We start from the raw sequence: 24,330 nt of genomic DNA on the forward strand, positions 1-24,330 counted from the left end.
AATGCCAGTAGATACACGAAATACTTACGATGAGGAATACGTAAAAGCTTATTCAAAGCGGCGCGGAGAACCTGACTGGCTTACCGAAGAGCGTGTGGCCGCCCTTCGCTTGGCTGAAAAGTTAGACCTTCCAAAGCCGGAAAAAACAAATATAAAAACATGGAATTTTACAGAATTTAAACATGAAGCTGACAGTAAGGATTTGGTTGATTCAGTAAAAGACCTTCACGAAGATGTACAGAAACTAATTGATCAAAGCTCGGACAACCAGAATTTAATTGTTTTTCAAGATGGCCGTCCTTTGTATCATTCTGTAAGCAACCAGTTGACTGAACAAGGCGTTATGTTTCTTGATTTTGAGACGGCCGCTAAAGAACATAGCGACCTCCTAAAAAAATATTTTATGGGTAAGGCGGTCAAGGTGGATGAACACCGCTTAAATGCTTTTCATGCAGCACTCTTAAATGGCGGGACTTTCATCTATGTTCCTAAAAATGTACAGGTGAAGGAACCACTTCAAACTATTTATTGGCAGGACAATCCGGAATTGGCGTTGTTCAACCATGTAATTATCGTAGCAGAAGACAATAGTGAGATTACTTACTTGGAGAACTACGTATCATTCGAAAAGGAAAAGAAGTCAGTTGCCAATATTATTTCAGAAGTATACGCCGGACCTGGAGCCAAAGTTTCTTATGGTGGCGTTGACCATTTTGAGAAAGGAATTACAACTTACGTTTCCAGACGAGGGTATGTAGAGAAGGACGGCAGCATTGAGTGGGCCCTTGGACAAATGAATGAAGGGAACACTGTGTCGGATAATACGACTATTCTATTTGGCGACGGCTCATATGCAGATGCAAAATCGGTTTCGATTGGGCGCGGGGATCAGAGCCAGAATTTCGTAACGCACATTAATCATTACGGTAAACATTCGGATGGCCAGATTCTCACCCATGCCGTGATGAAAGATAAAGCTTCTTCCATATTTAATGGTGTCACTAAAATTGAAAAGGGTGCCACGAAAGCGAACGGTGAACAGACAGAGCGGGTGTTAATGCTGAGTGAAAAAGCACGGGGCGATGCTAACCCGATCTTATTAATAGATGAGGATGATGTAACGGCCGGACACGCGGCATCTGTTGGACGCATTGACCCGATGCAGATGTATTATTTAATGAGTCGCGGATTATCCGAAAAAGAAGCGGAGCGTTTGATCATTCACGGTTTCTTAGCGCCAGTGGTAAATGAGCTTCCGATCAAGGCCGTGAAAGAACGTTTGACAGAAGTGATTGAAAGGAAAGTTTATTAATGGATGTCAAAGAAATTCGTAAACAGTTCCCGATACTAGATCAAGATGTTAACGGCAAGCCGCTTGTCTATTTGGACAGTGCGGCTACCTCCCAAAAGCCGCTTCAGGTTATTGAAGCGGTGGATGATTACTACCGTCGCTATAATTCGAATGTCCACCGTGGTGTGCATACTTTGGGAAGTTTAGCGACAGATGCGTATGAAGGGGCTCGTGAAAAAGTCCGCTCATTCATTCATGCGGCCAGCACCCAAGAGATTATTTTTACACGGGGCACGACTACTGCTATTAATATGGTAGCTGAAAGCTATGGGAAGTCTGTTCTAAAGGACGGAGACGAAATTGTTCTTACACAGATGGAACATCACAGTAATATCATTCCATGGCAGCAGACGGCTAAAGCAACGGGAGCAAAGTTGAAGTACATTCCGATGCAAGAAGATGGAACACTCTCATTGGAAGATGTAAAAAATACAATTACGTCCCATACTAAAATTGTCGCCATCACAAATGTTTCAAACGTACTCGGAACGATTAATCCGATAAAAGAAATCACTAAAATTGCTCACGGGCACGGTGCTGTAACAGTGGTGGACGGTGCGCAGACTGTACCTCATATGAAGGTAGATGTTCAAGAATTGGACTGTGATTTCTTTGCGTTCTCTGCCCATAAAATGGTAGGTCCCACTGGTATTGGGGTGCTTTACGGTAAAAAGCAGCTGCTTGAAAACATGGAACCGGTAGAATTTGGCGGTGAAATGATTGATTTTGTTGACCTGCATGACTCTACATGGAAAGAGCTTCCGTGGAAATTTGAAGGCGGTACCCCGATTATTGCTGGAGCGATTGGCTTAGGGGCAGCAATTGATTTTCTTGAAGATGTAGGAATGGACAACATTGCAGCACATGAAAAGAAGCTGGTTGACTATGCTTGCAGCAAGCTGGAAGAAGTAGAAGGTATTACCACTTATGGTCCTGAAAAAAGAGCCGGATTAATTACCTTTAATATTGATACGGTTCATCCTCATGATGTAGCGACAGTCCTGGATTCTGAAGGGATTGCCGTTCGAGCAGGCCATCACTGTGCCCAGCCGCTAATGAAATGGCTGGATGTTACAGCGACAGCACGAGCCAGTTTTTACTTGTATAACACGTTGGAAGAAATAGATGCCTTTGCAGAAGGTTTAATTAAGACAAAGGAGTATTTTGGTGATGTCTTTGCATAGCAGCAATCTCGACACTCTTTACCGTCAAGTTATTATGGATCATTACAAAAATCCTCGCAACCGCGGAGATTTAGAGGGAGAAACCCTTCATATCAATATGAATAACCCGACCTGCGGAGATCGTATCCAACTGCAGCTCAAAGTGGAGGACGGCAAAATTTCTGACGCTAAATTTCTCGGAGAGGGTTGCTCCATTAGTCTTTCATCTGCTTCGATGATGACGGAAGTAGTAAAGGGGCGACCTGTAGAAGAAGCCTTGGAAATGTCAAACATCTTTTCTCAGATGATGCAAGGAGAAGATTACGACGACGAAACGTATGAGTTGGGAGATATTGAAGCTCTGCAAGGGGTCACAAAGTTTCCAGCACGTATTAAATGTGCTACACTAGCATGGAAGGCCATGGAGAAGGGCCTGAATGAAGACGACCATAACTAAACGTTTCAACGTTGTTGCTGATAGCTCTAGATTCTATATTTAGAGGAATTGCTTGATTATCCTATAAGGAGGTCATTCACACATGGCTAAAAAAATGCCTGAAATTGGCGAGTATCAATATGGGTTTCGCGATAAAGATGTTTCGATTTTCCGTTCCGAGCGTGGATTGACAGAAAAAGTCGTACGGGAGATTTCTAAGATCAAGGAAGAGCCGGAATGGATGCTTGACTTTCGGTTGAAATCTCTAGAGCTATTTTATAAAATGCCGATGCCTCAATGGGGCGGTGATCTAACTGGCCTTATCTTTGATGACATTACGTACTACGTTAAGCCGTCGGAGCGCTCTGAAAAATCTTGGGATGAAGTACCGGAAGAGATCAAAAACACATTTGATAAGCTAGGTATCCCAGAAGCAGAACAAAAATATTTGGCCGGTGTTTCGGCTCAGTATGAATCAGAAGTGGTTTACCATAACATGCAGGAAGATCTGGAGAAACAAGGGATTGTATTTAAAGACACAGATACGGCTCTTAAAGAAAATGAAGATCTTTTTAGAGAACATTTTGGAAAAGTGATTCCACCGTCAGATAATAAGTTCTCCGCTTTAAACTCTGCAGTTTGGTCGGGCGGATCGTTCATCTATGTTCCGAAAGGTGTTAAAACGGATACTCCGTTGCAAGCTTATTTCCGGATCAACTCCGAAAACATGGGGCAGTTTGAACGAACACTTATTATTGCGGATGAAGACAGTTCCGTTCATTACGTGGAAGGCTGTACGGCGCCTGTATACTCTACTGACTCGCTGCATAGTGCCGTCGTAGAAATTATTGTTAAGAAAAATGCGTACTGCCGTTACACGACGATCCAAAATTGGGCTCCTAACATTTATAACCTGGTAACAAAGCGTTCCGTTGTTGACGAAGGTGGAACGATGGAATGGGTCGACGGAAATATCGGTTCGAAGCTTACGATGAAATACCCTTCCGTTATCATGCGTGGACCGGGAGCGAAAGGTACCATTCTATCGATTGCTATCGCCGGAAAAGGCCAGCATCAAGACGCAGGAGCGAAAGTAATGCACCTTGCACCTAACTGTTCCTCTACGATCGTCTCGAAGTCAATATCGAAGCACGGTGGGAAAGTAACGTACCGGGGAATCGCTCATTTCGGAAGAAAATCAGACGGATCAAAAGCGAATATTGAGTGTGACACGTTAATCATGGATGATAAGTCAACGTCTGATACAATTCCATATAACGAGATTTATAATAATAACATTACGTTGGAACACGAAGCTTCTGTTTCGAAAGTTTCAGAAGAACAGCTCTTTTATTTAATGAGCCGCGGAGTGTCTGAAGAAGAAGCGACAGAAATGATCGTAATGGGCTTTATTGAGCCGTTTACGAAGGAACTTCCAATGGAATATGCGGTAGAGATGAACCGTCTCATCCGCTTTGAAATGGAAGGGTCTATCGGCTAATAAGCCAACACCGAAACCAAAAGCGAACCCTCTTCGGGTTCGCTTTTTAGTTTCGTTAATCTGTGAAGTGAGGGAGGGAGGACAATGATTTATACAGGGCTCACCGGCTGGGGAGATCACCACTCTTTATACCCACCTGGCACAAAGCCGGGAGACAAATTAGAAGTATACAGCAGTCATTTCCCAATTGTAGAAATAGATGCATCCTTCTATGCTGTTCAGCCTGCAAAAAACTATGAAAAGTGGTTGAATCAAACACCTGATCGCTTTTCCTTCGTGGTAAAGGCATACCAAGGTATCACAGGTCATCAACGGGGGGAGATTCCCTTTTCTTCTAAAGAGGAGATGTTTCAAGCATTTAAGGAATCTGTACAGCCTGTACAGCAAGCTGGAAAACTTGGCATGATTCTTTGTCAATTTCCTCCGTGGTTTCATTGCTCAAAAGAAAATGTTCAATATTTACGATACGTTCGTGAACAACTTGTTTCATTTCCTTGTGCCTTAGAGTTTCGGCATCAATCGTGGTTCTCAGCGGAGTTTAAAAAACGAACACTGGATTTTATGAAAAACCAAAATTGGATACATAGCATTTGTGATGAGCCGCAAGTGGAACCGGGATCTGTGCCCATGGTGCTGGAGCCGACGGACTCTAACAAGACCCTTGTGCGCTTGCATGGCCGAAACAGAGAAGCTTGGAGACGACCAGTAAAGGGTAAAAGCTGGCGGGAAACACGTTATTTGTATGATTACTCGAAAACAGAGCTTGAGGAGTGCCTAAAAGCGATTAAAAAACTAGAAAAGAATTCACGTATTGTATACGTTGTTTTTAACAATAATTCCGGCGGGCATGCGGCACCTAACGCAAAGCAATTTTTAAATTTAGCCGGTATAGAATATGAGGGGCTTGCTCCAAGGCAAATTTCTTTGTTTGATCCCCCCTACTCATAGTAAAATGTAAAGATAGTGCATGGCGATATCATTGGAAAAGGGCGGTGCAAGCTTTGTCTTCCTCAGAATCAATAGTACCTTTATACCTGTACCATACAAATGATCTACACAGCAATCTTAAGCAATGGCCGGCCGCTGTCTCTTTTCTGAAAGCGCGGCAGACCTTTCATCATAGAAAGCAGGAAACTTCTTTTTTCTTTGATATCGGCGACCACGCCGATCTTGCTAATCCGATCACGGAAGCAAGCCGTGGTAAGGGGAATGTGGAACTGTTAAACGAAGCTGGAGTCCAGTATGCTACTATCGGTAACAACGAAGGAATAACTCTATCGAAAGAGGAATTAAACACGCTTTATGAAAATGCTGAATTTAACGTCCTCTTAGCGAACTTGTTTGAGGAGGATGGAAGCCGTCCCGGATGGGCATCACCGTTTACTATCGTAAACACGGAGGAAGGTGTTCGGGTAGGCCTGATTGGCTTAACCGTACCGTTCTACCCTTTTTATACAGAATTAGGCTGGGACATTAGAGATCCATTTCAAGTTCTTTCAGAAGTGTTACGTACGGTGAGGCCACAGGCAGATATCGTTATCTTGCTTTCCCACCTTGGCTACCCTCAGGACGAAGAAGTGGCACGTCGTTTCCCGGGAGTCGATGTTATCTTGGGGGCACATACACACCACTTATTGAAATCATCCGTCATCGTGCATGATACGCTGATCGCCCAATGTGGACGTGGCAGTTATTATGTGGGAGCAGTCCAACTGTTGTACGATAAAAAAACGAATCAAATCATTAAAAAAGACGGAGCAGCAGTGGATGTTAGTATAGAAGAGCCGTCTTATCGCACGCAGCAGTTAGTGGAACAATTACAGATGCAAGCAGATTATTGTTTGGCAGAAGAAATTGCCTGTATGCCAGAGGAGGTTCCCATCTCCTGGGACTCTCCGTCTCTGTTTGCGGATTTGCTGACCGAAGGTGTTAGGGAATGGTGTCAGGCAGATATAGCGATGTTGAATTCCGGCCTGCTTTTAGAATCATTGCCTGCAGGACCGGTTACAAAAGGAGATGTCCACCGAATTTGCCCACATCCAATTAATCCGTGTCTTGTTGAGGTAAAAGGTTCCATCTTAAAGGAAACGATTGCTTCTTCCTTTACAGAAAAAATGATCAATCTTCCATTGAGAGGTCTGGGATTTCGTGGAGAGAAGTTAGGGAGGATGGCATTTGCAGGTGCTGAAATAGTTATGGCAGACGGGGGAAGCAAGACTGTACGGCAGATCGTAATAAACGGTGAACCCATAAAGGCCGAAGAAACGTATAAACTAGCAACTGCCGATATGTTCACGTTCGGTTCTCTTTATCCGGGACTTGCGCAAAGCGGTCCAAAAAAGTACTTCATGCCCGAGACGATCCGAGATGTACTGATGTTTATTCTCCAAAAAAAATATCCAAGTTAACAGGACAACCTTCCACTTCTTTTCTTTTTTCATATGATAATCAGAGAAAAAGAAAGGGAGGGGGATGAGAGTGGTTACAGTAAGTCCCTTATCACTTGATGGCCAGCTGTTTACAGCAACAACAGTTGAATTGCCGGAAACAACACTTTTAATCGTCTCCGGTGAAAAAGGTTACATTATGTGTGGAGCATTAGATATAGAGGTCCTGAACGGGAAATATCCGAAACGGAAGATAGCTGCAGGAAGGGCACTCGGGGTACGTACCATTGATCAACTGGTAGAGGCACCGCTTCAATCGGTTTCAAAAGCAGCCGAAGAACTCGGCGTAAAAGCCGGGATGACAGGAAAAGATGCTATGAAAAAATTTGCGTAAGGTTCATTCCGTAAGTTGGTTGCTCGGGAATAGTACCGCATGGAAAGTGAAGTGTATGTCGACTGTAACTTCTGAAATAGAAACGGCTGGAACAAGTGGATATTCTCCAATAATCCGAACGATTGCAAACAATCAGTTCGGATTATTTGGCGAGGGTAGCAATTGCTACCGCCGCTCCGTCAAAATACTTTCCGGGGCAATCTCAGCCAACTTGGTAAAGGAAAACCCTTTACCATTTCCCACCCTCTTTAATCGATCAGGCAATTTTACCGGCGACACCGGTTGTAGTATGATGGTGAGACAATAAAAATGAGGATGTAAAGGTGGCAATACCATGGAACAATATTTGGAACTTTGCAGGCATATTTTAAAAAACGGCGCGGAGAAGAGTGACCGTACTGGCACGGGCACTGTCAGCACTTTTGGGTGGCAAATGCGTTTTAATTTAGAAGAAGGGTTCCCGCTTCTTACAACAAAAAAATTGCATCTACGCTCCATTATTTACGAGCTCCTCTGGTTTTTGAAGGGAGATACAAACGTGCGCTACCTTCAAGAAAACAAAGTGAAGATATGGGATGAATGGGCAGATGAAACCGGAGATTTAGGGCCGATTTACGGGAAACAGTGGCGGTCATGGGAAGGCGCAAACGGACAAACAGTTGACCAAATTGCTGATGTCATTAACGAAATAAAGGTGAATCCAGACTCCCGGCGGCTCGTTGTAAGTGCTTGGAATGCTGCTGAAATAAGTGACATGTCCCTCGCGCCTTGTCATTGCCTTTTTCAATTCTACGTAAATGACGGCAAACTTTCCTTACAATTGTACCAACGCAGTGCAGACGTGTTTCTCGGCGTCCCTTTTAACATTGCATCTTATGCGTTGCTTACTAAAATGGTCGCTCAAGTATGCGGCTTGCAGGCTCATGAATATATACATACATTTGGGGATGCTCACATTTACACGAACCACATGGAACAAGTAAAGACGCAAATACAGCGAACACCTCGGAAGCTCCCAGAGATGAAAATCAACCCGGAGGTAGATTCCATATTTGGCTTCACATTTGAAGATTTTAAATTAGAAGGATATGATCCTCATCCTCACATTAAAGGAGAGGTCTCCGTATGATTGCATTTGTCGTGGCAATGGATAAGAACAGAGTAATTGGTAACAATAATGACATTCCTTGGCATTTGCCTGCCGACCTTAGGCATTTTAAAGAAGTAACCACGGGTCATCCAATTGTTATGGGGAGAAAAACATATGAGTCCATTGGTAGGCCGCTCCCGGGAAGGCGTAACATTATCATGACAGGAAATCGAGACTATCAAGCACCAGGATGCGACATTGTTTCTACGGTGGAAGAAGTGTTAGACATTAGTAAAACACAGGAAACGCATGTAATTGGTGGAGAGACGTTGTTTGAACAATTTTTCCCCCACGCAGAAAAACTTTATCTGACCATCATTCATGACGCATTTACAGGGGACACTTTTTTTCCAAAATTTGATGAGGAAGAGTGGAATGTAGTAGACAGAAAAGAGGGTCCAACTGATGATAAAAATAAGTACCCTCATACTTATTACACGTTAACGAGAAAAATGGAATAATAGGCGTTAACCCGTCCTTTTTTGCATACACATGGTAGGGGTAAAGAAGGGTGGGTTTTTTTATGAAGAAGTCTGGGCTTTTTAAAAGAACGGCACGAAAAAAAGGTCCCCTCCCCTTGCGCTATATTTTACTAATTTCTATTATTCTTTTCTTCGTTTTAACAGTTCAAGGTGTTTGGCTGGTAGATCAGGGAATAAGGCCTACGCTGATGGCGATTGCGCGAATGGAAACAAAAAAGATTGCAACGCACGCGATTAATGATGCAATTTCTACAAAAATAATAAAAAACATTGATCTCGAAAAGATGATTGACATGGAACAAGACAACGATGGGCGGATTACATCGGTAAACTTTAATCCCAAAATGTATAATCAAGTTTTAGCTGAAACGACTATCCGTGTCCATGATTATTTACAGATGGTCGAGGATGGCAAAGTGGAGGAATTGGGACTTTCAGAAAAGATAAAACAAGAGTTGCAAACGGACAAATACTCGGAAAAAGGGATTATCCACTATATACCATTAGGACAGGCGACAAACAATGCGTTGCTCGCCCAGTTAGGCCCGCGTATCCCGGTTCGTTTTTCGGCGATAGGGGATGTAAGCTCGACGATGAGTGAATCAATCATGGAGTCAGGGATTAACAATACGTACTTAAGAGTATCGATTGATATCAAAGTAGATGTGCGTATCGTCATCCCCTTTGCAACCGATACGGCAGAAGTTTCCACATCCGTACCAATTGGAATGGTCTTTGTTTCGGGAGAAGTTCCGGAGTTCTATAATGCCGGGGACGGGGAAATGCCTGCACCTGCTATTTTGCAACAAAGTGAGATGGATACTATAATGAATATCGAAGAAGAATAGGGAAAAAGCAAAAAGAGCTTTTGACAAGCGTGCCAGAAGTAATTATAATGTTTTTTGGCCTCGAAATATGTTGTCTGAATTTTCTTCACTAGCTTCATTTAGATAGAAAGGAGTTAACCTCATGAGCACAAGAGAACAATGGGGTACGCGCGCGGGCTTCATTATGGCTGCAGTCGGCTCGGCGATTGGCCTGGGGAACATTTGGCGCTTTCCCGCTACCGCCTATGAGAACGGGGGAGGCGCATTTTTTATTCCCTATTTATTTGCTCTTCTAACCGCCGGAATCCCATTATTAATATTGGAATTCACAGTCGGGCATAAATACCGGGGTTCTTCCCCGCTTAATTTTTCGAGAATGAATAAAAAAGCCGAGTGGGTCGGATGGTGGGGAGTTGTCATAGCTTTCATTATCTCCACTTACTACTCTGTGATCGTCGCATGGGCGATTTCGTATACTGTTTTCTCCTTTAACCTGGCATGGGGAGAAGATACCGAAGCTTTTTTATACGGAGATTATTTACAGCTAGCCGACGGGGCTGGACAAATAGGCGGGTTAGTACCATCTGTGCTTATTCCGCTGGCACTTGTTTGGATAGTCGCATTGGGAGTCCTCTTCCGCGGTGTTCAAAAAGGGATCGAGATGGCTAACCGCGTTTTCATTCCTACTCTTGTCGTGATGTTTTTAATTATTGTACTTCGCGCTGTGACCTTGCCGGGTGCATTGGAAGGACTGCAGGCGTTTTTTGAACCTGATTTTAAGGCTATTACATCCGGAGAAGTGTGGGTGGCAGCTTACGGGCAGATTTTCTTTAGTCTCTCCATTGCCTTTGCAATTATGATTACATATTCCAGCTATTTGCCAAAAGAATCCGATATTACAAACAATGCTTTTATCACGGGTTTTAGTAACTCTAGCTTCGAATTGTTAGCGGGGATTGGAGTATTTGCTGCCCTTGGCTTTATGGCATCGCAATCTGGTCTGGAGGTAAAAGAGGTTGTAGAAGGCGGTGTAGGACTTGCCTTTGTTGTCTTCCCGCAAATAATCAATGAATTCCCGGCTTTAAATGGATTATTTGGCGTTTTGTTTTTTGTTTCTCTCGTATTGGCAGGGTTATCGTCCTTGATCTCCATTTCAGAAACGTACGTAAAAGGCTTTTCGGAAAAACTGGGGATTTCCAGACAAACCTCCGTGCTGATAGGAGGCGGCCTGGCAGCTCTTATTTCTTTGCTTTATGCAACAAGAGGCGGGCTTTATTTCCTTGATGCGGCAGATTACTTTATTAACCAGTTTGGTGTTGCGCTTGTTGGTTTGGTGGAAGTCGTGGCGATTGCCTGGTTTATGCGAAAGCTTGACACGTTAAAAAACCATGCAAACCTTACGTCAGATATTAAAATTGGCGGGTTTTGGAAATTTTGCCTTGGTATTATCACTCCGCTCGTTCTCGGTTATATGATGTTTGATTTATTTAAACAGAACCTTCTTCGTGAATTTGATACGGACACCGGGAACTATGAAGGTTATTCGGATATCTTTATAAATTACAGTGGATGGGCAGTTGCATTATTTGCCCTCGTGGTCGGTATTCTTTTAAGTGTAATCCGTTGGAAGAACAAAGAAAAGCTTGACAAGGAGGCGATGTAACTTGTCTCTAGGCGCTGTTTTTATGATGATACTGGGAATGGTGATCATTTGGGGTGGTCTGATCACAAGCCTTCTTTACGCACGAAAAGTTTCCAAGGAAAAGAAAAAAATACAGTAAGGGGAGTCCGGGAAATTTCCCGGACTCTTTTAGTTACGCTCTGCTCTTTCCCACGTTTTTAAAGAGGGGTAAGGATCATAGGACCATTCGCTGTAGCCGTTATCCCGATACAACCCGTAATGTAAATGGGGCGGAAACTTACCTTGCGTCCCCGGCTTCCCGTATCCTGAACTCCCTACATATCCAATCACTTCCCCGGGTTCAACTATTTTTCCTTTCTCAAGCCCTTCTTCAAAGCTGCTTAAATGGGCGAAATAATGATAGGTGTTTGTTAAGTCACGAATACCGATTCGCCAACCCCCGTACTTATTCCATCCTTTTAATTCAACAATCCCATACCTTGTTGCCCGTACCGGGGTTTGATAACCGGCAAAAATATCAGTGCCTTCATGAATTCGCCGGCCTCCCCAGCCTCGTTTATCGCCCCATGTGCTGCGATAACTGTAATTGTAATGGAGAGGCACAGGAAAAGCATGCTTCTCTTCTAAATCAATTTTTCCGTATTTTTTAAAGATCCTGGCGTGTCCTGTAATGATATTAACAGCTTGATCCCGGTGATAATAATTCCAAAGGCCGATTTTAATATTTTCGTCATCGAATCCATATTGAGAGAGATAATTAGCAAAAGTAAATAAAACGTCGGCATCTTCTTGAAGAGAAGCTTTTCCGTTTCCGTTGCCGTCAAGTCCCACCCCGCCAAAAAACGAGATGTCGGCAGGCACGTCAGATTCTATATTAGGGTTTAGTGGACCAGCCCATTCTTTTGGGGAATAATAAATACTAATAAACCCGTCAGCACTGTCACGATCCTTTCGTGCTCCGCGCAGCCCCCGTTCATAAGAATCTACACCGGCAAGCCAGTACCACGGGACTTGGGTGAGCGCCTCCATCTGTTTATAAAGGAAAAGACGTTCTTGATACTTGTCCGTATCCGTTGTCTTTTCTTTTGCTTCAACAACTGGGACTAATAAAGAAGCAGTCAATAAGATTGTTAAAAAAATGAAAAATATTTTTTTCATAGCACCATTCACTCGTCCTTTAATAAATTTTCATACGTTTAGTGTGCCTGAGAAGAAAGTCATTCATGAACCCAAAGGCTGGAAAACGAACCATTTGCCGCTAAATCTGGTCCGTGTTACAGTAAGACTAATCAGTATCGTTTCTTACATATGGATTAGAATGGAGTGGAAACATGGCTAAAACAGAAGAATACATTCGTAAACCGGAATGGCTAAAAATTAAATTAAATACAAATGAGTCTTATAAAGGCCTAAAAAAAATGATGAGAGAAAAAAACCTTCACACCGTTTGTGAAGAAGCAAAATGTCCCAATATCCATGAATGCTGGGCAGAGCGTAAGACCGCAACGTTTATGATTTTAGGAGACATCTGCACCAGAGGCTGCCGCTTCTGCGCGGTAAAAACAGGACTGCCTAATGAGCTTGACTGGCAAGAGCCTGAACGGGTAGCAGAATCGGTTGAGCAAATGGGGCTTAAGCATGTCGTCATTACCGCAGTAGCGAGGGATGATTTGAAAGACGGCGGGGCAGCTGTATTTGCAGAGACAATACGTGCGGTCAGAAAGCGAAATCCATTTTGTACGATTGAAGTGCTGCCAGCCGATATGATGGGTATTTATGAAAACCTTGAGATATTAATGGAAGCTCGTCCTAATATTTTAAATCATAATATCGAGACTGTTCGTAGTTTGACACCGCGGGTACGGGCACGGGCCACTTATGATCGTTCCCTGCAGTTATTACAGCGTTCCAAAGAATTACATCCAGATATCCCAACTAAATCAAGCTTAATGATTGGTTTGGGCGAAACAAAGGATGAAATAATCGAAACGATGGATGATTTACGCGCTCATGACGTAGACATTATGACAATCGGGCAATACTTACAGCCGACAAAAAAGCATTTAAAAGTGAAGAAATATTATACGCCGGAAGAGTTCGCAGAGCTGAAAGATATTGCCATGACGAAAGGATTCAGTCACTGTGAGTCTGGTCCACTTGTCCGTTCTTCTTATCATGCGGATGAACAGGTCAACGAAGCTCAAGTGCTTGAGGAAGCTAACAAATATAAGAATGCCTAACGAAAAACCGAGAGGTCGATCTCCTACATGGAGTCGACCTCATCCTTTTTCGTTTTAGGCTGCTTCGTCATATTTTTCATATCCTTTACGGTTTGACGAAGGGCAGAGCGTCCTCCTTTAGCCTGATCGTCCATTGACTTAAAAGATTCAATATCTTCCATCATCCGTGGATTGTCTGTCACAACTGTTTCGTAATAATAGGGGACCGCTGTCTCCGTCATCATTTTAACTTGCTTTACTGCATTTTTTTTGTGTTCCTTATTAGGTTTAAAAGCGACTAAAGCGTATTCGTTTGTAATTAGTACGGAAGCCTCGTCCACTTCTGGTGCCTGCACAAGGAGTGTGCCAATCCCGGCTGCTGTTTTCTGATGATCAATGATGTCAGGCATGGACAACTTTTTATCAAGCCCGACTTCATTGCTGTAATTTCTGCTGTAACCAAAATTATTCACTTTTGGCTTTTCCGTTTCCGCCTCTTCTGTATAAGACACATAATCCATAGGGTGGTGAGGGCCGTATTCTGCCCCTAAATCTTCTTTTGTATTATTTGGGATGCCGGAACAGCCTTGTATGAACAAGATGGCAGCAGTTCCGATTACCACTGCTTTTTTCATGAAGATCCTCCTTTAAAGTAAGCTGTGAGTGTTAGTATGGCTCAAAAATTCAAAAAAGCAGACGGGAAAATCCGGTAAGGAAAAAAAGTCCTGTGGTACAATAAGAACAAAGCGAGGTGCAAAGTCGTGATTCAAGTGCAAAGCCAGCGGTTTGAATTAGTCAATGACGTCAGAAATGGCTGGGATGAGGAAGAATTTAAAAATCGCTACAGTGATATATTAAATAAATATGATTTTGTGGTCGGAGACTGGTCACATAATCAACTGCGTCTACGTGGTTTCTTTGCGAATACCCGTAAAAAAGCTTCATTTGATACAAAAATTGAAACACTGGAAGATTATATTTATGAATATTGCAGCTTCGGATGCGCTTACTTTGTTCTAAAGAAAGTTAGGCCAGCGGAATAAAAAAGGGTCAGCCTCCTCCACGTTATGGAGGAAGCCAGACCTTTTTTCAATGAGAATGCCTTATTTTGAAGTGTAAAGATATTCTTCTTCTTCCTCGGGGTCATCATGTGGTGGGTGTGCCCCTGGGAATTGTCTGGGTATATCTTCGTGGAACGATTTGAATTCGTAGTTAAAGGCACTGTAACGACGTTGCCCTTTCTCCCACGGCGTTGTTTTGCCTAACTTCGTATTGATGGGAGAACCGTACGGACCTTCCGGCGTCTGTTCTGGAACGAGGTAATTTTTTCCTGTTTCCACATTGGCAAAGTCAGTAAAAGTGGATGATTCATGGGCTACTCGTGCTTTTCGATAATTGTTTTCCATTAGATCACCCCTTTCTTCAAATGATCCCCCGATAGATACGAATTCATACGAAGTGAAAAGGGGAATGATATGGTATACTTGCCATAATACTGATTTTAGATGGGAGGAAGTGCTGTTGTACTTTGTAGATAGAAAAAACATGGAAGAAACAGTCTGTTACATAGAGCATTTAAATGACGTGTATGCGCAGGCAGGTGCAACTGACTCCCCGTTGGCAAAGCTGGCACTCGAGCGCATTGTACAAGGATGGATTGAAGCGGTCATTGACGTAGGAAATAAAATGATCGATGGTTTTATTATGCGGGATCCTGGGAGCTACGATGATATTGTGGATATATTGGAGGATGAAAAGGTTATTCATGCGGATGACGCTCATTCACTGAAAAATGTAATCGCGTTACGAAAGCCGTTGGTACAACAATATACACAAATCAATCATGAAAGAATAGAGCAAGTGATCGAGGATAATAAAAAGGCACTTGAGGATTTTCCGAACAACATTCGTGAATATGTAGAAAAAGAACTGGGACCAGTTTCTGCATTTTTACCAGAGCAAGACACGGATAAGGGGAAACAGCTGTGAGGAAACAATACAGCGGATTTCTGTTAGATTTAGATGGAACGATGTACCGAGGTAAGGATCCGATTCCAGAGGCGGTCACTTTTGTAAAAAGCCTTCAATCTTTAAAGATCCCTTTTGTGTTTGTTACGAATAATTCAACTGCCTCTCCAGAAGAAGTAACAGAACGCCTTCAAAATATGGGAATACCTTGTGAAGCGGGAAATGTCCTCACGTCAAGTGTAGCAGCTGCTGCCTTCATGTCCGCCTCACCGGTTAAACAGAGTGCGTATGTTATTGGAGAATCTGGCTTAAAAGAAGCGCTTCTCTCACATGGCATTAAAGAGGAGGAAGACACACCAGGTTTTGTGGCAGTGGGGCTCGATCGACAAGTTACATATGAAAAATTGGCAAAAGCGAGCCAAGCGGTACAGGCTGGCGCTGTTTTTATTTCTACTAATGGAGATGCGGTTATTCCCACGGAGAATGGATTTCTTCCAGGTAATGGAGCCATCACTTCCGTTATCACAATAGCGTCGGGTAAACAGCCGATGTTGATTGGTAAACCTGAAAAGGTAATGATTGATCAGGCGGTTCAGTTGTTAGGTATACCGAGAAAAAAGATTGTTTTAGTCGGAGACAATTACGATACCGACATTCTCGCCGGGATAAGGGCAGGTATTGATACCATTCATGTGGATACGGGAGTGACTGCAGCCGACGAACTTTTACAAAAGAACATACCGCCTACGTATAGCATTCCTTCATTGGCTCATTGGCAACTGTTATGATTACGTGAATGAGTGAGTGTCTTCCCTACATATAATTTTTCAAGGGAGATTATATGAGGGAGGGCCTTGATCGTGTCAAAACGAAAGATCTATGACCATTACGGGTTGTACGTGGAACAATTTTTTCAAGCGGGACGCTATTTAGGATTTTATACGAAGGACCACATTTTTTTACTAGTGCCGGACCAATCTGCTAGTCAGGATGATTGGGAAACAAAATGGAACTGGGCCCAGCAGTTGATGCGGCTGGGTGATAAATCAACAGCATTGTATATTCCACCGCTGTCCGGCCAGCGTGCGGTACCTATTGATGGGGAAAATCAGTTACTGTTTCAGGTACCCCACATGTTCGCACAAAAACGACTAGAAGACGGCGAGGAACTACAAGCGTTTCACCAGCTGTCCACTCGTTTATTTACAGAAACGACCTCTCACTTTTTCACTGACAGATGGTGCGACTGGTGGGGGAAAAGAATAGACCAGCTTGAAAACTGGTTTTGGAACGTTCGGAAGAAAACGACGTATACCCGGGTCGACCGTTTTTTTCTCCAGACATTTCCGTATTACATCGGAAGAGCTGAAAATGCCATACAGTATGTAAAAGAAACAGCGTCTCTCATGCCATCGTTTGCCAAAGGTTCTCTTTGTCACTTTTGCTATACACCCTTTTCCTGGGTGACGGTAGGGGAAGGGATTAATCCTGTTAAACTACCTGTGGATTGGTTGTATGACCATCCTGCTCGTGATATAGCAGAATGGGTGAGATATGCGTTTGAAGAGGAGTATGACCACCAACAGATTAGTACATTTATTGATCAATATACGAAAACGTCACGATTAAGCCGTTTAGATCGACAACTCATTTTTGGAAGGTTGTTATTTCCTTATTATTATATCGAACAGCTGGAAAGGCTGTATTTACAAGAAACAATACCAGAACGGGAAACGGCAGAACGGGAGTTGCGCCGTTTATGGGATAGAGAAGCTGCTCACCTTGACCAGCTCGCACAGTTTCTAAAAACGGAAGTGTCAAGGTGGGAAACGGAACCGAAATGGCTGCTTCAACAGAAAAATTTCGCATAAATATTTCTTGTAATCATCATGACTGAATTATATAATGTCCTTTATGGGGAGACAAATGTTTCGTGGGTGAAAACAACCCCGCGTTTATCCAATTGACATAGAAGTTGTTTCTATGACATGATGTGTAACAAAGAACGTTCGGAATAGCAGCAAGGAGTGGAGAAATATGGAACGAAGCGTTGTTGTTGGAATTCTTGGATTGGGAACTGTCGGATCTGGTGTCATTCAGATCGTAAATGATCATCAGCAGGAACTTATGCATCAAGTGGGCCGTCCTATTTCAATTGGGAAAGTGCTTGTGAAGGATAAGGAAAAACCTCGTACAGTGTTGATTGATAAAGAAAAGTTGACAGAAGAGCCTGCAGATATTCTGCACAACCCAGACATTGACGTAGTAATCGAAGTGATGGGTGGGGTCCAAGAAGCGCGCGATTACATTCTGCAAGCATTAAAGAATAAAAAGCATGTCGTTACAGCTAACAAAGATTTGATGGCACTGTACGGTGCGGAATTGCTGAAGGTTGCAGCGGATAACAGCTGTGACTTATTTTTTGAAGCGAGTGTAGCGGGAGGAATCCCTATTATTCGCGGATTGACGGAGGGGCTGGCATCTGACCGCATTACCCAAATGATGGGTATTGTTAATGGCACGACTAATTATATTTTGACGAAGATGGATCAGGAAGGCCGTGACTATGCGGAAGTATTAAAGGAAGCCCAAGAGCTTGGATTTGCAGAAAGTGACCCAACGTCTGACGTGGAAGGACTTGATGCGGCTCGGAAAATGGCTATTCTCGCTACATTAGGTTTTTCAACAGATGTGGCGTTGGAAGACGTTGTCGTAAGAGGAATTACTACTGTAACCACGGAAGACATGGAATACTGTCGTCAACTCGGTTATGTGCTGAAACTGATCGGTCTTGCGAAACGTCAGGAAGGCAGAATTGAAATTACTGTTCAGCCAATGCTGCTTCCTGACAATCATCCTCTCGCTTCAGTGGATAATGAATATAATGCTGTGTATGTGTACGGAGAAGCGATCGGAGAAACAATGTTCTACGGACCTGGGGCCGGCTCATTGCCGACAGCAACAGCAATTGTTTCAGATCTTATCACGGTTGTGAAGAATTTAGTACTCGGAGTAAATGGGCGATCGATTTCCACCCCTTTATTTGCAAAAGAATTAAAGTCAGATGAAGAAGTAGAAGCAAAGTATTTCCTGCGTTTACACGTTAAAGATGAAACAGGAACATTTAAGGCGTTGACATCGTTGTTTGCACAAGAGGATGTTAGTTTTGAGAAACTTTTGCAATGGCCGTTAGAGGAAGAACAGCCGGCTGCCGAGGTAGTTATTATCACTCATACAACAAGCAGAGCAGTTTACGAACGGATTTACAATGCATTAGAAAATATGGACGTTGTCATTGACATCAAGAGCACGTACCGTGTCGAGGGAGGACATCAGTGATGAGCAGCTGGAAAGGTTTGTTACATGCCTATAAAGACTATTTGCCAGTAAATGACCAGACCCCGCTTTTAACGTTAAATGAAGGGAATACGCCTTTAATTCATTTGGAACGTTTATCAGAGGAATGGGGCGTTGATATCCACGTCAAAACAGAAGGTACGAATCCGACAGGATCATTTAAAGACCGCGGAATGGTTATGGCGGTGGCAAAGGCGAAAGAAGAAGGCAGTAAGGCGATCATTTGCGCTTCTACTGGTAACACTTCAGCAGCGGCCGCTGCATACGGTGCGAGAGCAGGTTTGCGTACTGTCGTCGTCATTCCTGAAGGGAAAATTGCGCTTGGCAAGCTTGCTCAGGCTGTTATGTACGGGGCCGAAGTGTTTGAAATTCAAGGAAACTTTGATAACGCCCTCGACATTGTGAGGTCCGTTAGTGAAAAAGAAAACATCACGCTCGTTAACTCGGTTAACCCCTACCGTATCGAAGGTCAAAAAACGTCAGCATTTGAGATTTGTGATGCATTAGGAGAGGCACCGGATATTTTGTCTATTCCAGTCGGGAATGCTGGTAATATTACTGCCTACTGGAAAGGCTTTAAGGAATACCATGAGAAAAAAAAGACAGGCCTTCCTGAGATGCATGGCTTCGAAGCAGAAGGTGCAGCCGCTATTGTACAGAATAAGATCATTGAAGCACCGGAGACAATCGCAACAGCAATCCGTATTGGGAATCCAGCGAGCTGGACGAAAGCAGTTGATGCTGCCAAGGAGTCAAATGGCCGTATTAATATGGTCACAGATGCGGAAATTCTGGAAGCCTATCAGCTGCTTGCCCAGAAAGAAGGAGTATTTGCGGAACCGGCTTCATGTGCTTCCGTTGCCGGCTTGCGGAAACATATAGAACAGGGGATCATACCAAAAGGTTCGAAAGTTGTGTGTGTCTTAACCGGAAATGGCTTGAAAGACCCGAACACAGCTATTGATACTATTACAGTAAAACCGGAATTAATTCCAAACAGTGAAGATGCCTTCTTGGAAAAACTTAAGGGAGGCGTAACAGGTGGCAGGTAAAAAATTAGTCATCACGGTTCCGGCAAGCTCTGCCAATTTAGGGCCGGGCTTTGATTCAATCGGACTGGCTGTGAATCGCTATTTAACGCTGGAGGCAGAGCAAGCGGAGGAATGGAGTTTTGAGTCGGAATCTCCAGAGTTGGCTACTATGCCTGCGGGGAACGACAACCTTGTTTATAAGGCAGCGTCCGGTTTAGCTGAGGAATTAGGCGTCGAGCTTCCTCCCTGCCACGTTAAAATGACTACGGAGATTCCACTTGCGCGTGGGTTAGGAAGCAGTGCCGCTGCGATAGTTGCTGCTATTGAGTTGGTCAATGGGCTAACGAGAACCGAGCTTTCGATAGAAGAGAAACTGCGCTATGCAAGTCTTTGGGAAGGACACCCAGATAATGTCGGCCCATGTTTGTACGGAGGTTTAATTGTCGGGACGCATTCGAAAGTAGAGACTAACCTTGTCCATTGCGGTGTTCCTGACGTTGATTTAGTGCTGGCCGTTCCTAGTTCAGAGCTGTTAACAGAAGAAGCCCGTGGGATTTTACCGGAAAGCTTGAATTATGCTGACGCCATCCGGGGAAGTTCGATTGGAAATGTACTGGTAGCAGCACTCTTAAAAGAAGAGTGGGATTTAGTTGGACGGATGATGGGAAGTGATATTTTCCATCATCCGTACCGGGAAAAATTAGTCCCTGGATTGACAGATATTATCAATAATGCACGTAGATATGGGGCTTATGGTGCCGCTTTAAGCGGCGCAGGACCTACCATCGTCTGTCTCGCGCCGGCTGGTGAAGGATCAGCTGTATGCGGAGAGCTGCAAAAAGATTATCCTGACTTTCACATTTATCCTGCACGACCGGCACCATTTGGAGCAACGGTTCGCTATGTGGAGGATAAAAGTTTCTCATCCTGATAAGGGGAAACTTCCATCAGTAGGGTTACGGTGAAAAAATGGCAAGGCAAAGAAAAAAAGGGGCTGTCTCTTCGGACAGTCCCTTTTATACATGTAATTTAGTGTTAAAATACTTGTTCAATTTCAGTAACGCCAGGAACTTCTTCAATTAAAGCACGCTCGATACCGGCCTTTAAAGTAATTGTAGAAGATGGGCAGGTACCACACGCTCCCATAAGGCGTACTTTAACGATACCGTCTTCCAATCCTACTAATTCAACGTCACCGCCATCACGTAGCAAAAATGGACGTAACTTTTCAAGAACTTCCTGCACTTGAGCGTACATATCTTCCGTTGTATGTGGCATGCACGAATCTCTCCTTTCATTCCCCTTAATAGTGCTGTAGAGAAGGGTACATTTTTTAAGGGCTTATTGGATATTGTACTATGAACAGCGCTCCATTGACAACTGATATCAATCAGTATCATCAAACCGAATGATTATAATGATTACACACCTGAGTGGTATTTATACATCCATAAGACACCGCTCTTTAACAATCGTGCTACTCGGCCCGTTAAAGCTGTGTCCCCCATCACACCAAACCCATGTTTCTTACCTAAGGAACCGAGCACTCCTTTTAATTTAATAGTAGGAAGTTTTTCAGGGAGAACTTCGCCATTCCACCGCTTCCTTAACACCGTTGCAACCTGGTCTGCCTGCCCTTCTGCAAGCTGAGCACTTGGTGCGTGCGGAAGACTTGCGCAATCACCAACAACAAAAACATTTTCGTTATTTGGGAGATGATGATGAGGGGTTAAAATGACGCGGTCTTTGTCGTCTTTTTCCACATCCATATCCCGGACAATCTTACTTGGTTGGATGCCGGCAGTCCAAATGGTAGCATCCGTTTCGATGAATTCGTCATGGTTATACAAACCATCTTCTTTCACTTCGGTAATATTAGAGTTACTGATGACCTCAACGTCGTGCTTCTCAAACCAATTCTGAACATAATTGCTTAAACGCTTTGGAAACATTGGCAGAATTGTTTCACCGCGGTCAAAGAGTTTAATACGGAGATCCGCTCTGCTTTCACGAAGTTCGCTTGCAATTTCTACGCCGCTTAGACCGGCACCAATGATCGAAACAACGGAATTAGCGGGGAGATTATTAAGGGTCTCATACGTTCTCCGTGTATTTTCCATAGACTGGATACTGTATGTGAATTCCTTGGCACCAGGCACACCGTGATATTTATCTTCGCTTCCAAGGGCGACAATCAAATAATCGAAGGTAAGGCTCTCTTCCCCTCGCATGTGGATTAACTGTTGTTCGATGTCAATTTTTTCAATCGTCCCAAAGTGAAGTTGCAATTGGTTGTGTTCTGGAAAAGGAACGCGAACTTCATGATCCGCCTCAGTTCCAGCGGCCAAAGCATAATATTCCGTTTTCATACAGTGGTATGGAAGTTTGTCTACAAGCACAATTTCAACATCTTCTGGAAGGTCATTCGGCAGCAAGCGCTGTAACATGCGCAGCCCCCCATAACCACCTCCCAAAATGACTAACTTTTTCATCGATTGATGTCCCCTTTTTGTTAAAATTCCTTGTAAGCTCGTATATTGAAGTACCATTAATCGATCAAGATATGCTTCCCTGGTATCTTCTTCAACAGTAGCCAATGTATAATAAAACAGGCTGTTAATAATGTCTGCCCACAATGAAATGTCGGTGTCAGCCTTGATATCTTTTTCTTTCATCCCATTTTTAAGGAGTTCTTTCCAATTTTCTATTAGCAAGGAGTCTTTTCTTTCTACGACATGCTGCCATATTTGCCTCGTCAGTTCAGGATTTAAGTGATACTCTCCGAGGAAGTAACTGAAATGGACGCGCAGCTTGGATAAAAAATTCATACGTCGTAAACTATATGTTTCCATGTAATCGTCAATTTCTTGCAGCCGGTCCTCCGCTAATGACTGCATGATGGACTCTTTTGTTGGGAAATAATTAAAGAAGGTTCCTTTGGCGATTTCCGCTGTTTCCGTTATTTCCTGAACGGTAGTGGTCTCAAACCCTTTTTCCCGAAATAAAGACACCGCAGCTTGTATTATTTTCCCCCGGGTTAGCTGTTTTTTATCATCTCTGTTCACCAAAACCCTCCTTCTTATTTATTTAAGAGAGCTTTTTATAACTTCACTTTTAGATATGTATATGTAAAAATGACCATGGTCATTTCAAATTATAACGATTGTGTGGCGATTTTACAACAATTCGTTTAAATTTCAACTATTCCCTTTTTTGAGAACAGATAATACAGGTAGGAAAGGGCAAAGACTCGACTTTGGACAGGTTGACTTATTTCGCAAGCAGCGATAGGATAAGTGCAGACTGCTAAAGAGGTGAAACTGATGCTGCCTATTATAGAATTTTGCATGAGCAATTTGGCAAGCGGCACTCAGGAAGTAAAAGAAGAGCTTGAGAAAGATCCAGATCTTGACATCATTGAATATGGCTGCTTAGGGAACTGTGCGCACTGCGCGATGAACATGTATGCCCTAGTCAATGGAGAAATAGTTGATGGAGAAGACCCAGATGAACTGCTTGCCAATATTTATAAATATTTAGAAGAAAACCCAATGTTTTAAGATTAAAGTCAATTTCATAATTCGAATCCAGTTATTAAAATCCGAACAATTTGGATATAGCATAGACTGTTGATTTCCACTGCAGGCGGACGCTTTCCGCGGGCATGGCTTGAGCCACCTCATTCGCTCCGCTCATTGCGGAGTCTCAAGACTCATGCTATTCCCGCAGGAGTCGCCGCCTTCCGTTACAATCAACCGGTAGTATTTGCGGTTTTAGGAGAATATTTAAACAGAATTTCCACATGATTGTGCGTCTTTTTTAGTTATTTAAACACTTATGAAATTGATTCATTAAAGAAGCTATTCCAGGAACGACCTCTCGATGTTCCCTCAGAATAGCTTCTTTTGCATGTGTATGTGTAAAATATTACTCGATAACTTCAAAAGAAAACTGATAGTTGTGGACTGAAAAGAGCGTCGGGCGGCGACTCCAGCGGGAAAAGCATAAAGGAACCTCTGCTAAGACCGCACACGTCGGGAAGGGAACTTCTACTAAGAACGCAAACGTCCTGTTTGCAACGTAGAAGTCAGTACATCCTGTACAAGTCAACGCAGAAGCCACCGCATCCTGCGACGCACAGGAGGTGCTAGGGCCGCCGTTCCCACAGGACGTGGGGAACTTAGGCGGCTTCCTTAGGTCCCGCAGTGAGCGCTTAAAGGGAGGCAACCTAAATTCGCGACGTCCTGTCGCAACGGTTGCATGACCTACATCCTGTAGGCCCGAGGAAGCTGAAGCGTTGCCCGCGGCAAAGAAGACACAGTGAGAGCAAGCGTAAGCGCAGTCTCGAGCTGATGTCGCCCTTGTGCCTGTAGGTGAAAGCGCCCGCCCAGAGCGATTGGAAGTCGGTTGTAGTTGTGTAAA

General features: G+C 43.5%; 25 protein-coding genes and 2 pseudogenes. 21 read left to right on the forward strand and 6 right to left on the reverse strand.

From position 1 onward, the window contains the following. Position 1 precedes the first annotated feature (1 nt). The 12 genes from sufD (at position 2) to LOR49_RS02315 (ending at position 11,472) form a co-directional block, all read left to right on the forward strand. Positions 2–1,312, forward strand: coding sequence for a Fe-S cluster assembly protein SufD (gene sufD, locus LOR49_RS02260; RefSeq protein WP_240374480.1), 1,311 nt, complete (start codon positions 2–4; stop codon positions 1,310–1,312). Then, positions 1,312–2,535, forward strand: a complete 1,224-nt coding sequence (locus tag LOR49_RS02265) for a cysteine desulfurase (RefSeq protein ID WP_240374481.1) — start codon at positions 1,312–1,314, stop codon at positions 2,533–2,535. The genes sufD and LOR49_RS02265 overlap by 1 nt, the downstream gene beginning before the upstream one ends. Beyond that, complete coding sequence (gene sufU / locus LOR49_RS02270) at positions 2,522–2,971, forward strand: Fe-S cluster assembly sulfur transfer protein SufU (RefSeq protein WP_240374967.1); 450 nt, start codon at positions 2,522–2,524, stop codon at positions 2,969–2,971. Before LOR49_RS02265 ends, sufU begins: the two co-directional genes overlap by 14 nt. Before the next feature lie 82 nt (positions 2,972–3,053). After that, positions 3,054–4,451: a Fe-S cluster assembly protein SufB gene (gene sufB, locus LOR49_RS02275; RefSeq protein ID WP_240374482.1), complete on the forward strand. Its 1,398-nt coding sequence runs from the start codon at positions 3,054–3,056 to the stop codon at positions 4,449–4,451. Positions 4,452–4,535: 84 nt separating this feature from the next. After that, positions 4,536–5,399 carry a DUF72 domain-containing protein gene (locus LOR49_RS02280; RefSeq protein WP_240374483.1) on the forward strand — a complete coding sequence of 288 codons (864 nt, stop codon included), beginning with the start codon at positions 4,536–4,538 and terminating at the stop codon, positions 5,397–5,399. 53 nt (positions 5,400–5,452) lie between these two features. After that, complete coding sequence (locus LOR49_RS02285) at positions 5,453–6,859, forward strand: bifunctional metallophosphatase/5'-nucleotidase (protein ID WP_240374484.1); 1,407 nt, start codon at positions 5,453–5,455, stop codon at positions 6,857–6,859. A gap of 70 nt (positions 6,860–6,929) precedes the next feature. After that, positions 6,930–7,232 carry a YunC family protein gene (locus LOR49_RS02290; protein WP_240374485.1) on the forward strand — a complete coding sequence of 101 codons (303 nt, stop codon included), beginning with the start codon at positions 6,930–6,932 and terminating at the stop codon, positions 7,230–7,232. 334 nt (positions 7,233–7,566) lie between these two features. Continuing rightward, positions 7,567–8,361 (forward strand): thymidylate synthase, encoded by a 795-nt coding sequence (locus LOR49_RS02295; protein WP_240374486.1) that lies wholly within the window; start codon positions 7,567–7,569, stop codon positions 8,359–8,361. Continuing rightward, entirely contained in the window at positions 8,358–8,843 is a 486-nt protein-coding gene (locus LOR49_RS02300; RefSeq protein WP_240374487.1) for a dihydrofolate reductase, read from the forward strand. Before LOR49_RS02295 ends, LOR49_RS02300 begins: the two co-directional genes overlap by 4 nt. Positions 8,844–8,905: 62 nt before the next feature. Continuing rightward, positions 8,906–9,712 carry a sporulation protein YunB gene (yunB, locus tag LOR49_RS02305; RefSeq protein ID WP_240374488.1) on the forward strand — a complete coding sequence of 269 codons (807 nt, stop codon included), beginning with the start codon at positions 8,906–8,908 and terminating at the stop codon, positions 9,710–9,712. 121 nt (positions 9,713–9,833) lie between these two features. Further along, the gene (locus tag LOR49_RS02310) at positions 9,834–11,354 is read left to right on the forward strand and encodes a sodium-dependent transporter (RefSeq protein WP_240374489.1); all 1,521 of its coding nucleotides are present in this window, start codon (positions 9,834–9,836) and stop codon (positions 11,352–11,354) included. A 1-nt stretch (position 11,355) separates the two neighbouring features. After that, the gene (locus tag LOR49_RS02315; protein WP_275899455.1) at positions 11,356–11,472 is read left to right on the forward strand and encodes a methionine/alanine import family NSS transporter small subunit; all 117 of its coding nucleotides are present in this window, start codon (positions 11,356–11,358) and stop codon (positions 11,470–11,472) included. Between the two features lie 29 nt (positions 11,473–11,501). Here LOR49_RS02315 and LOR49_RS02320 read toward each other — a convergent pair whose 3' ends face one another. Then, entirely contained in the window at positions 11,502–12,491 is a 990-nt protein-coding gene (locus LOR49_RS02320) for a M23 family metallopeptidase (protein ID WP_240374490.1), read from the reverse strand. A gap of 173 nt (positions 12,492–12,664) precedes the next feature. Here LOR49_RS02320 and lipA point away from each other — a divergent pair, with 173 nt between their 5' ends. Further along, positions 12,665–13,573 carry a lipoyl synthase gene (lipA, locus tag LOR49_RS02325; RefSeq protein WP_240374491.1) on the forward strand — a complete coding sequence of 303 codons (909 nt, stop codon included), beginning with the start codon at positions 12,665–12,667 and terminating at the stop codon, positions 13,571–13,573. Between the two features lie 23 nt (positions 13,574–13,596). On the opposite strand, the gene LOR49_RS02330 is transcribed toward lipA, so the two are convergent. Next, on the reverse strand, positions 13,597–14,187 hold the full coding sequence (locus LOR49_RS02330) for a YhcN/YlaJ family sporulation lipoprotein (protein ID WP_240374492.1): 591 nt from the start codon (positions 14,185–14,187) through the stop codon (positions 13,597–13,599). Positions 14,188–14,313: 126 nt separating this feature from the next. On the opposite strand from LOR49_RS02330, the gene LOR49_RS02335 reads away from it, so the two are divergent. Continuing rightward, positions 14,314–14,595, forward strand: coding sequence for a YutD family protein (locus LOR49_RS02335; RefSeq protein ID WP_240374493.1), 282 nt, complete (start codon positions 14,314–14,316; stop codon positions 14,593–14,595). Positions 14,596–14,655: 60 nt separating this feature from the next. Here LOR49_RS02335 and LOR49_RS02340 read toward each other — a convergent pair whose 3' ends face one another. Then, positions 14,656–14,958, reverse strand: a complete 303-nt coding sequence (locus LOR49_RS02340) for a cytosolic protein (protein WP_240374494.1) — start codon at positions 14,956–14,958, stop codon at positions 14,656–14,658. A 115-nt stretch (positions 14,959–15,073) separates the two neighbouring features. On the opposite strand from LOR49_RS02340, the gene LOR49_RS02345 reads away from it, so the two are divergent. The 6 genes from LOR49_RS02345 to thrB all read left to right on the forward strand — a co-directional run bounded on the left by LOR49_RS02345 (position 15,074) and on the right by thrB (position 20,839). Beyond that, positions 15,074–15,541, forward strand: a complete 468-nt coding sequence (locus LOR49_RS02345) for a DUF86 domain-containing protein (RefSeq protein ID WP_240374495.1) — start codon at positions 15,074–15,076, stop codon at positions 15,539–15,541. Beyond that, positions 15,538–16,308 (forward strand): TIGR01457 family HAD-type hydrolase, encoded by a 771-nt coding sequence (locus tag LOR49_RS02350; protein WP_338021110.1) that lies wholly within the window; start codon positions 15,538–15,540, stop codon positions 16,306–16,308. The genes LOR49_RS02345 and LOR49_RS02350 overlap by 4 nt, the downstream gene beginning before the upstream one ends. Before the next feature lie 72 nt (positions 16,309–16,380). Next, positions 16,381–17,391, forward strand: coding sequence for a spore coat putative kinase YutH (gene yutH, locus LOR49_RS02355; protein ID WP_240374496.1), 1,011 nt, complete (start codon positions 16,381–16,383; stop codon positions 17,389–17,391). Positions 17,392–17,557: 166 nt separating this feature from the next. After that, complete coding sequence (locus LOR49_RS02360; protein ID WP_240374497.1) at positions 17,558–18,859, forward strand: homoserine dehydrogenase; 1,302 nt, start codon at positions 17,558–17,560, stop codon at positions 18,857–18,859. Next, positions 18,859–19,929, forward strand: a complete 1,071-nt coding sequence (gene thrC, locus LOR49_RS02365; RefSeq protein ID WP_240374498.1) for a threonine synthase — start codon at positions 18,859–18,861, stop codon at positions 19,927–19,929. The genes LOR49_RS02360 and thrC overlap by 1 nt, the downstream gene beginning before the upstream one ends. After that, the gene (gene thrB, locus LOR49_RS02370; RefSeq protein WP_240374499.1) at positions 19,919–20,839 is read left to right on the forward strand and encodes a homoserine kinase; all 921 of its coding nucleotides are present in this window, start codon (positions 19,919–19,921) and stop codon (positions 20,837–20,839) included. Before thrC ends, thrB begins: the two co-directional genes overlap by 11 nt. Positions 20,840–20,943: 104 nt before the next feature. Here thrB and LOR49_RS02375 read toward each other — a convergent pair. The 3 genes and pseudogenes from LOR49_RS02375 to LOR49_RS17690 form a co-directional block, all read right to left on the reverse strand. Further along, a pseudogene (locus LOR49_RS02375) lies at positions 20,944–21,165 on the reverse strand (NifU family protein); the annotation flags it as partial. Between the two features lie 164 nt (positions 21,166–21,329). Continuing rightward, positions 21,330–22,400: an NAD(P)/FAD-dependent oxidoreductase gene (locus LOR49_RS02380; protein ID WP_420830396.1), complete on the reverse strand. Its 1,071-nt coding sequence runs from the start codon at positions 22,398–22,400 to the stop codon at positions 21,330–21,332. Between the two features lie 411 nt (positions 22,401–22,811). After that, positions 22,812–22,973 (reverse strand): annotated as a pseudogene (locus LOR49_RS17690) (TetR/AcrR family transcriptional regulator); the annotation flags it as partial. A gap of 258 nt (positions 22,974–23,231) precedes the next feature. Here LOR49_RS17690 and LOR49_RS02385 point away from each other — a divergent pair. After that, positions 23,232–23,468, forward strand: coding sequence for a YuzB family protein (locus LOR49_RS02385; RefSeq protein WP_240374501.1), 237 nt, complete (start codon positions 23,232–23,234; stop codon positions 23,466–23,468). The last annotated feature ends 862 nt before the right edge of the window (positions 23,469–24,330 follow it).

The organism is Bacillus piscicola, assembly GCF_022458745.1.
Taxonomy (GTDB): Bacteria; Bacillota; Bacilli; order Bacillales; family Marinococcaceae; genus Alteribacillus_A; species Alteribacillus_A piscicola.

Excerpts from the sequence above, each read along its gene's own strand:
- LOR49_RS02310 (WP_240374489.1), top strand. The coding sequence starts at position 9,834 with ATGAGCACAAGAGAACAATGGGGTACGCGCGCGGGCTTCATTATGGCT.
- LOR49_RS02295 (WP_240374486.1), top strand. The coding sequence starts at position 7,567 with ATGGAACAATATTTGGAACTTTGCAGGCATATTTTAAAAAACGGCGCG.
- LOR49_RS02300 (WP_240374487.1), top strand. The coding sequence starts at position 8,358 with ATGATTGCATTTGTCGTGGCAATGGATAAGAACAGAGTAATTGGTAAC.
- LOR49_RS02330 (WP_240374492.1), bottom strand. The coding sequence starts at position 14,187 with ATGAAAAAAGCAGTGGTAATCGGAACTGCTGCCATCTTGTTCATACAA.
- LOR49_RS02360 (WP_240374497.1), top strand. The coding sequence starts at position 17,558 with ATGGAACGAAGCGTTGTTGTTGGAATTCTTGGATTGGGAACTGTCGGA.
- LOR49_RS02265 (WP_240374481.1), top strand. The coding sequence starts at position 1,312 with ATGGATGTCAAAGAAATTCGTAAACAGTTCCCGATACTAGATCAAGAT.
- lipA (WP_240374491.1), top strand. The coding sequence starts at position 12,665 with ATGGCTAAAACAGAAGAATACATTCGTAAACCGGAATGGCTAAAAATT.
- LOR49_RS02340 (WP_240374494.1), bottom strand. The coding sequence starts at position 14,958 with ATGGAAAACAATTATCGAAAAGCACGAGTAGCCCATGAATCATCCACT.
- yunB (WP_240374488.1), top strand. The coding sequence starts at position 8,906 with ATGAAGAAGTCTGGGCTTTTTAAAAGAACGGCACGAAAAAAAGGTCCC.
- thrC (WP_240374498.1), top strand. The coding sequence starts at position 18,859 with ATGAGCAGCTGGAAAGGTTTGTTACATGCCTATAAAGACTATTTGCCA.
- LOR49_RS02320 (WP_240374490.1), bottom strand. The coding sequence starts at position 12,491 with ATGAAAAAAATATTTTTCATTTTTTTAACAATCTTATTGACTGCTTCT.
- LOR49_RS02380 (WP_420830396.1), bottom strand. The coding sequence starts at position 22,400 with ATGAAAAAGTTAGTCATTTTGGGAGGTGGTTATGGGGGGCTGCGCATG.
- LOR49_RS02280 (WP_240374483.1), top strand. The coding sequence starts at position 4,536 with ATGATTTATACAGGGCTCACCGGCTGGGGAGATCACCACTCTTTATAC.
- LOR49_RS02385 (WP_240374501.1), top strand. The coding sequence starts at position 23,232 with ATGCTGCCTATTATAGAATTTTGCATGAGCAATTTGGCAAGCGGCACT.
- sufU (WP_240374967.1), top strand. The coding sequence starts at position 2,522 with ATGTCTTTGCATAGCAGCAATCTCGACACTCTTTACCGTCAAGTTATT.
- sufB (WP_240374482.1), top strand. The coding sequence starts at position 3,054 with ATGGCTAAAAAAATGCCTGAAATTGGCGAGTATCAATATGGGTTTCGC.
- sufD (WP_240374480.1), top strand. The coding sequence starts at position 2 with ATGCCAGTAGATACACGAAATACTTACGATGAGGAATACGTAAAAGCT.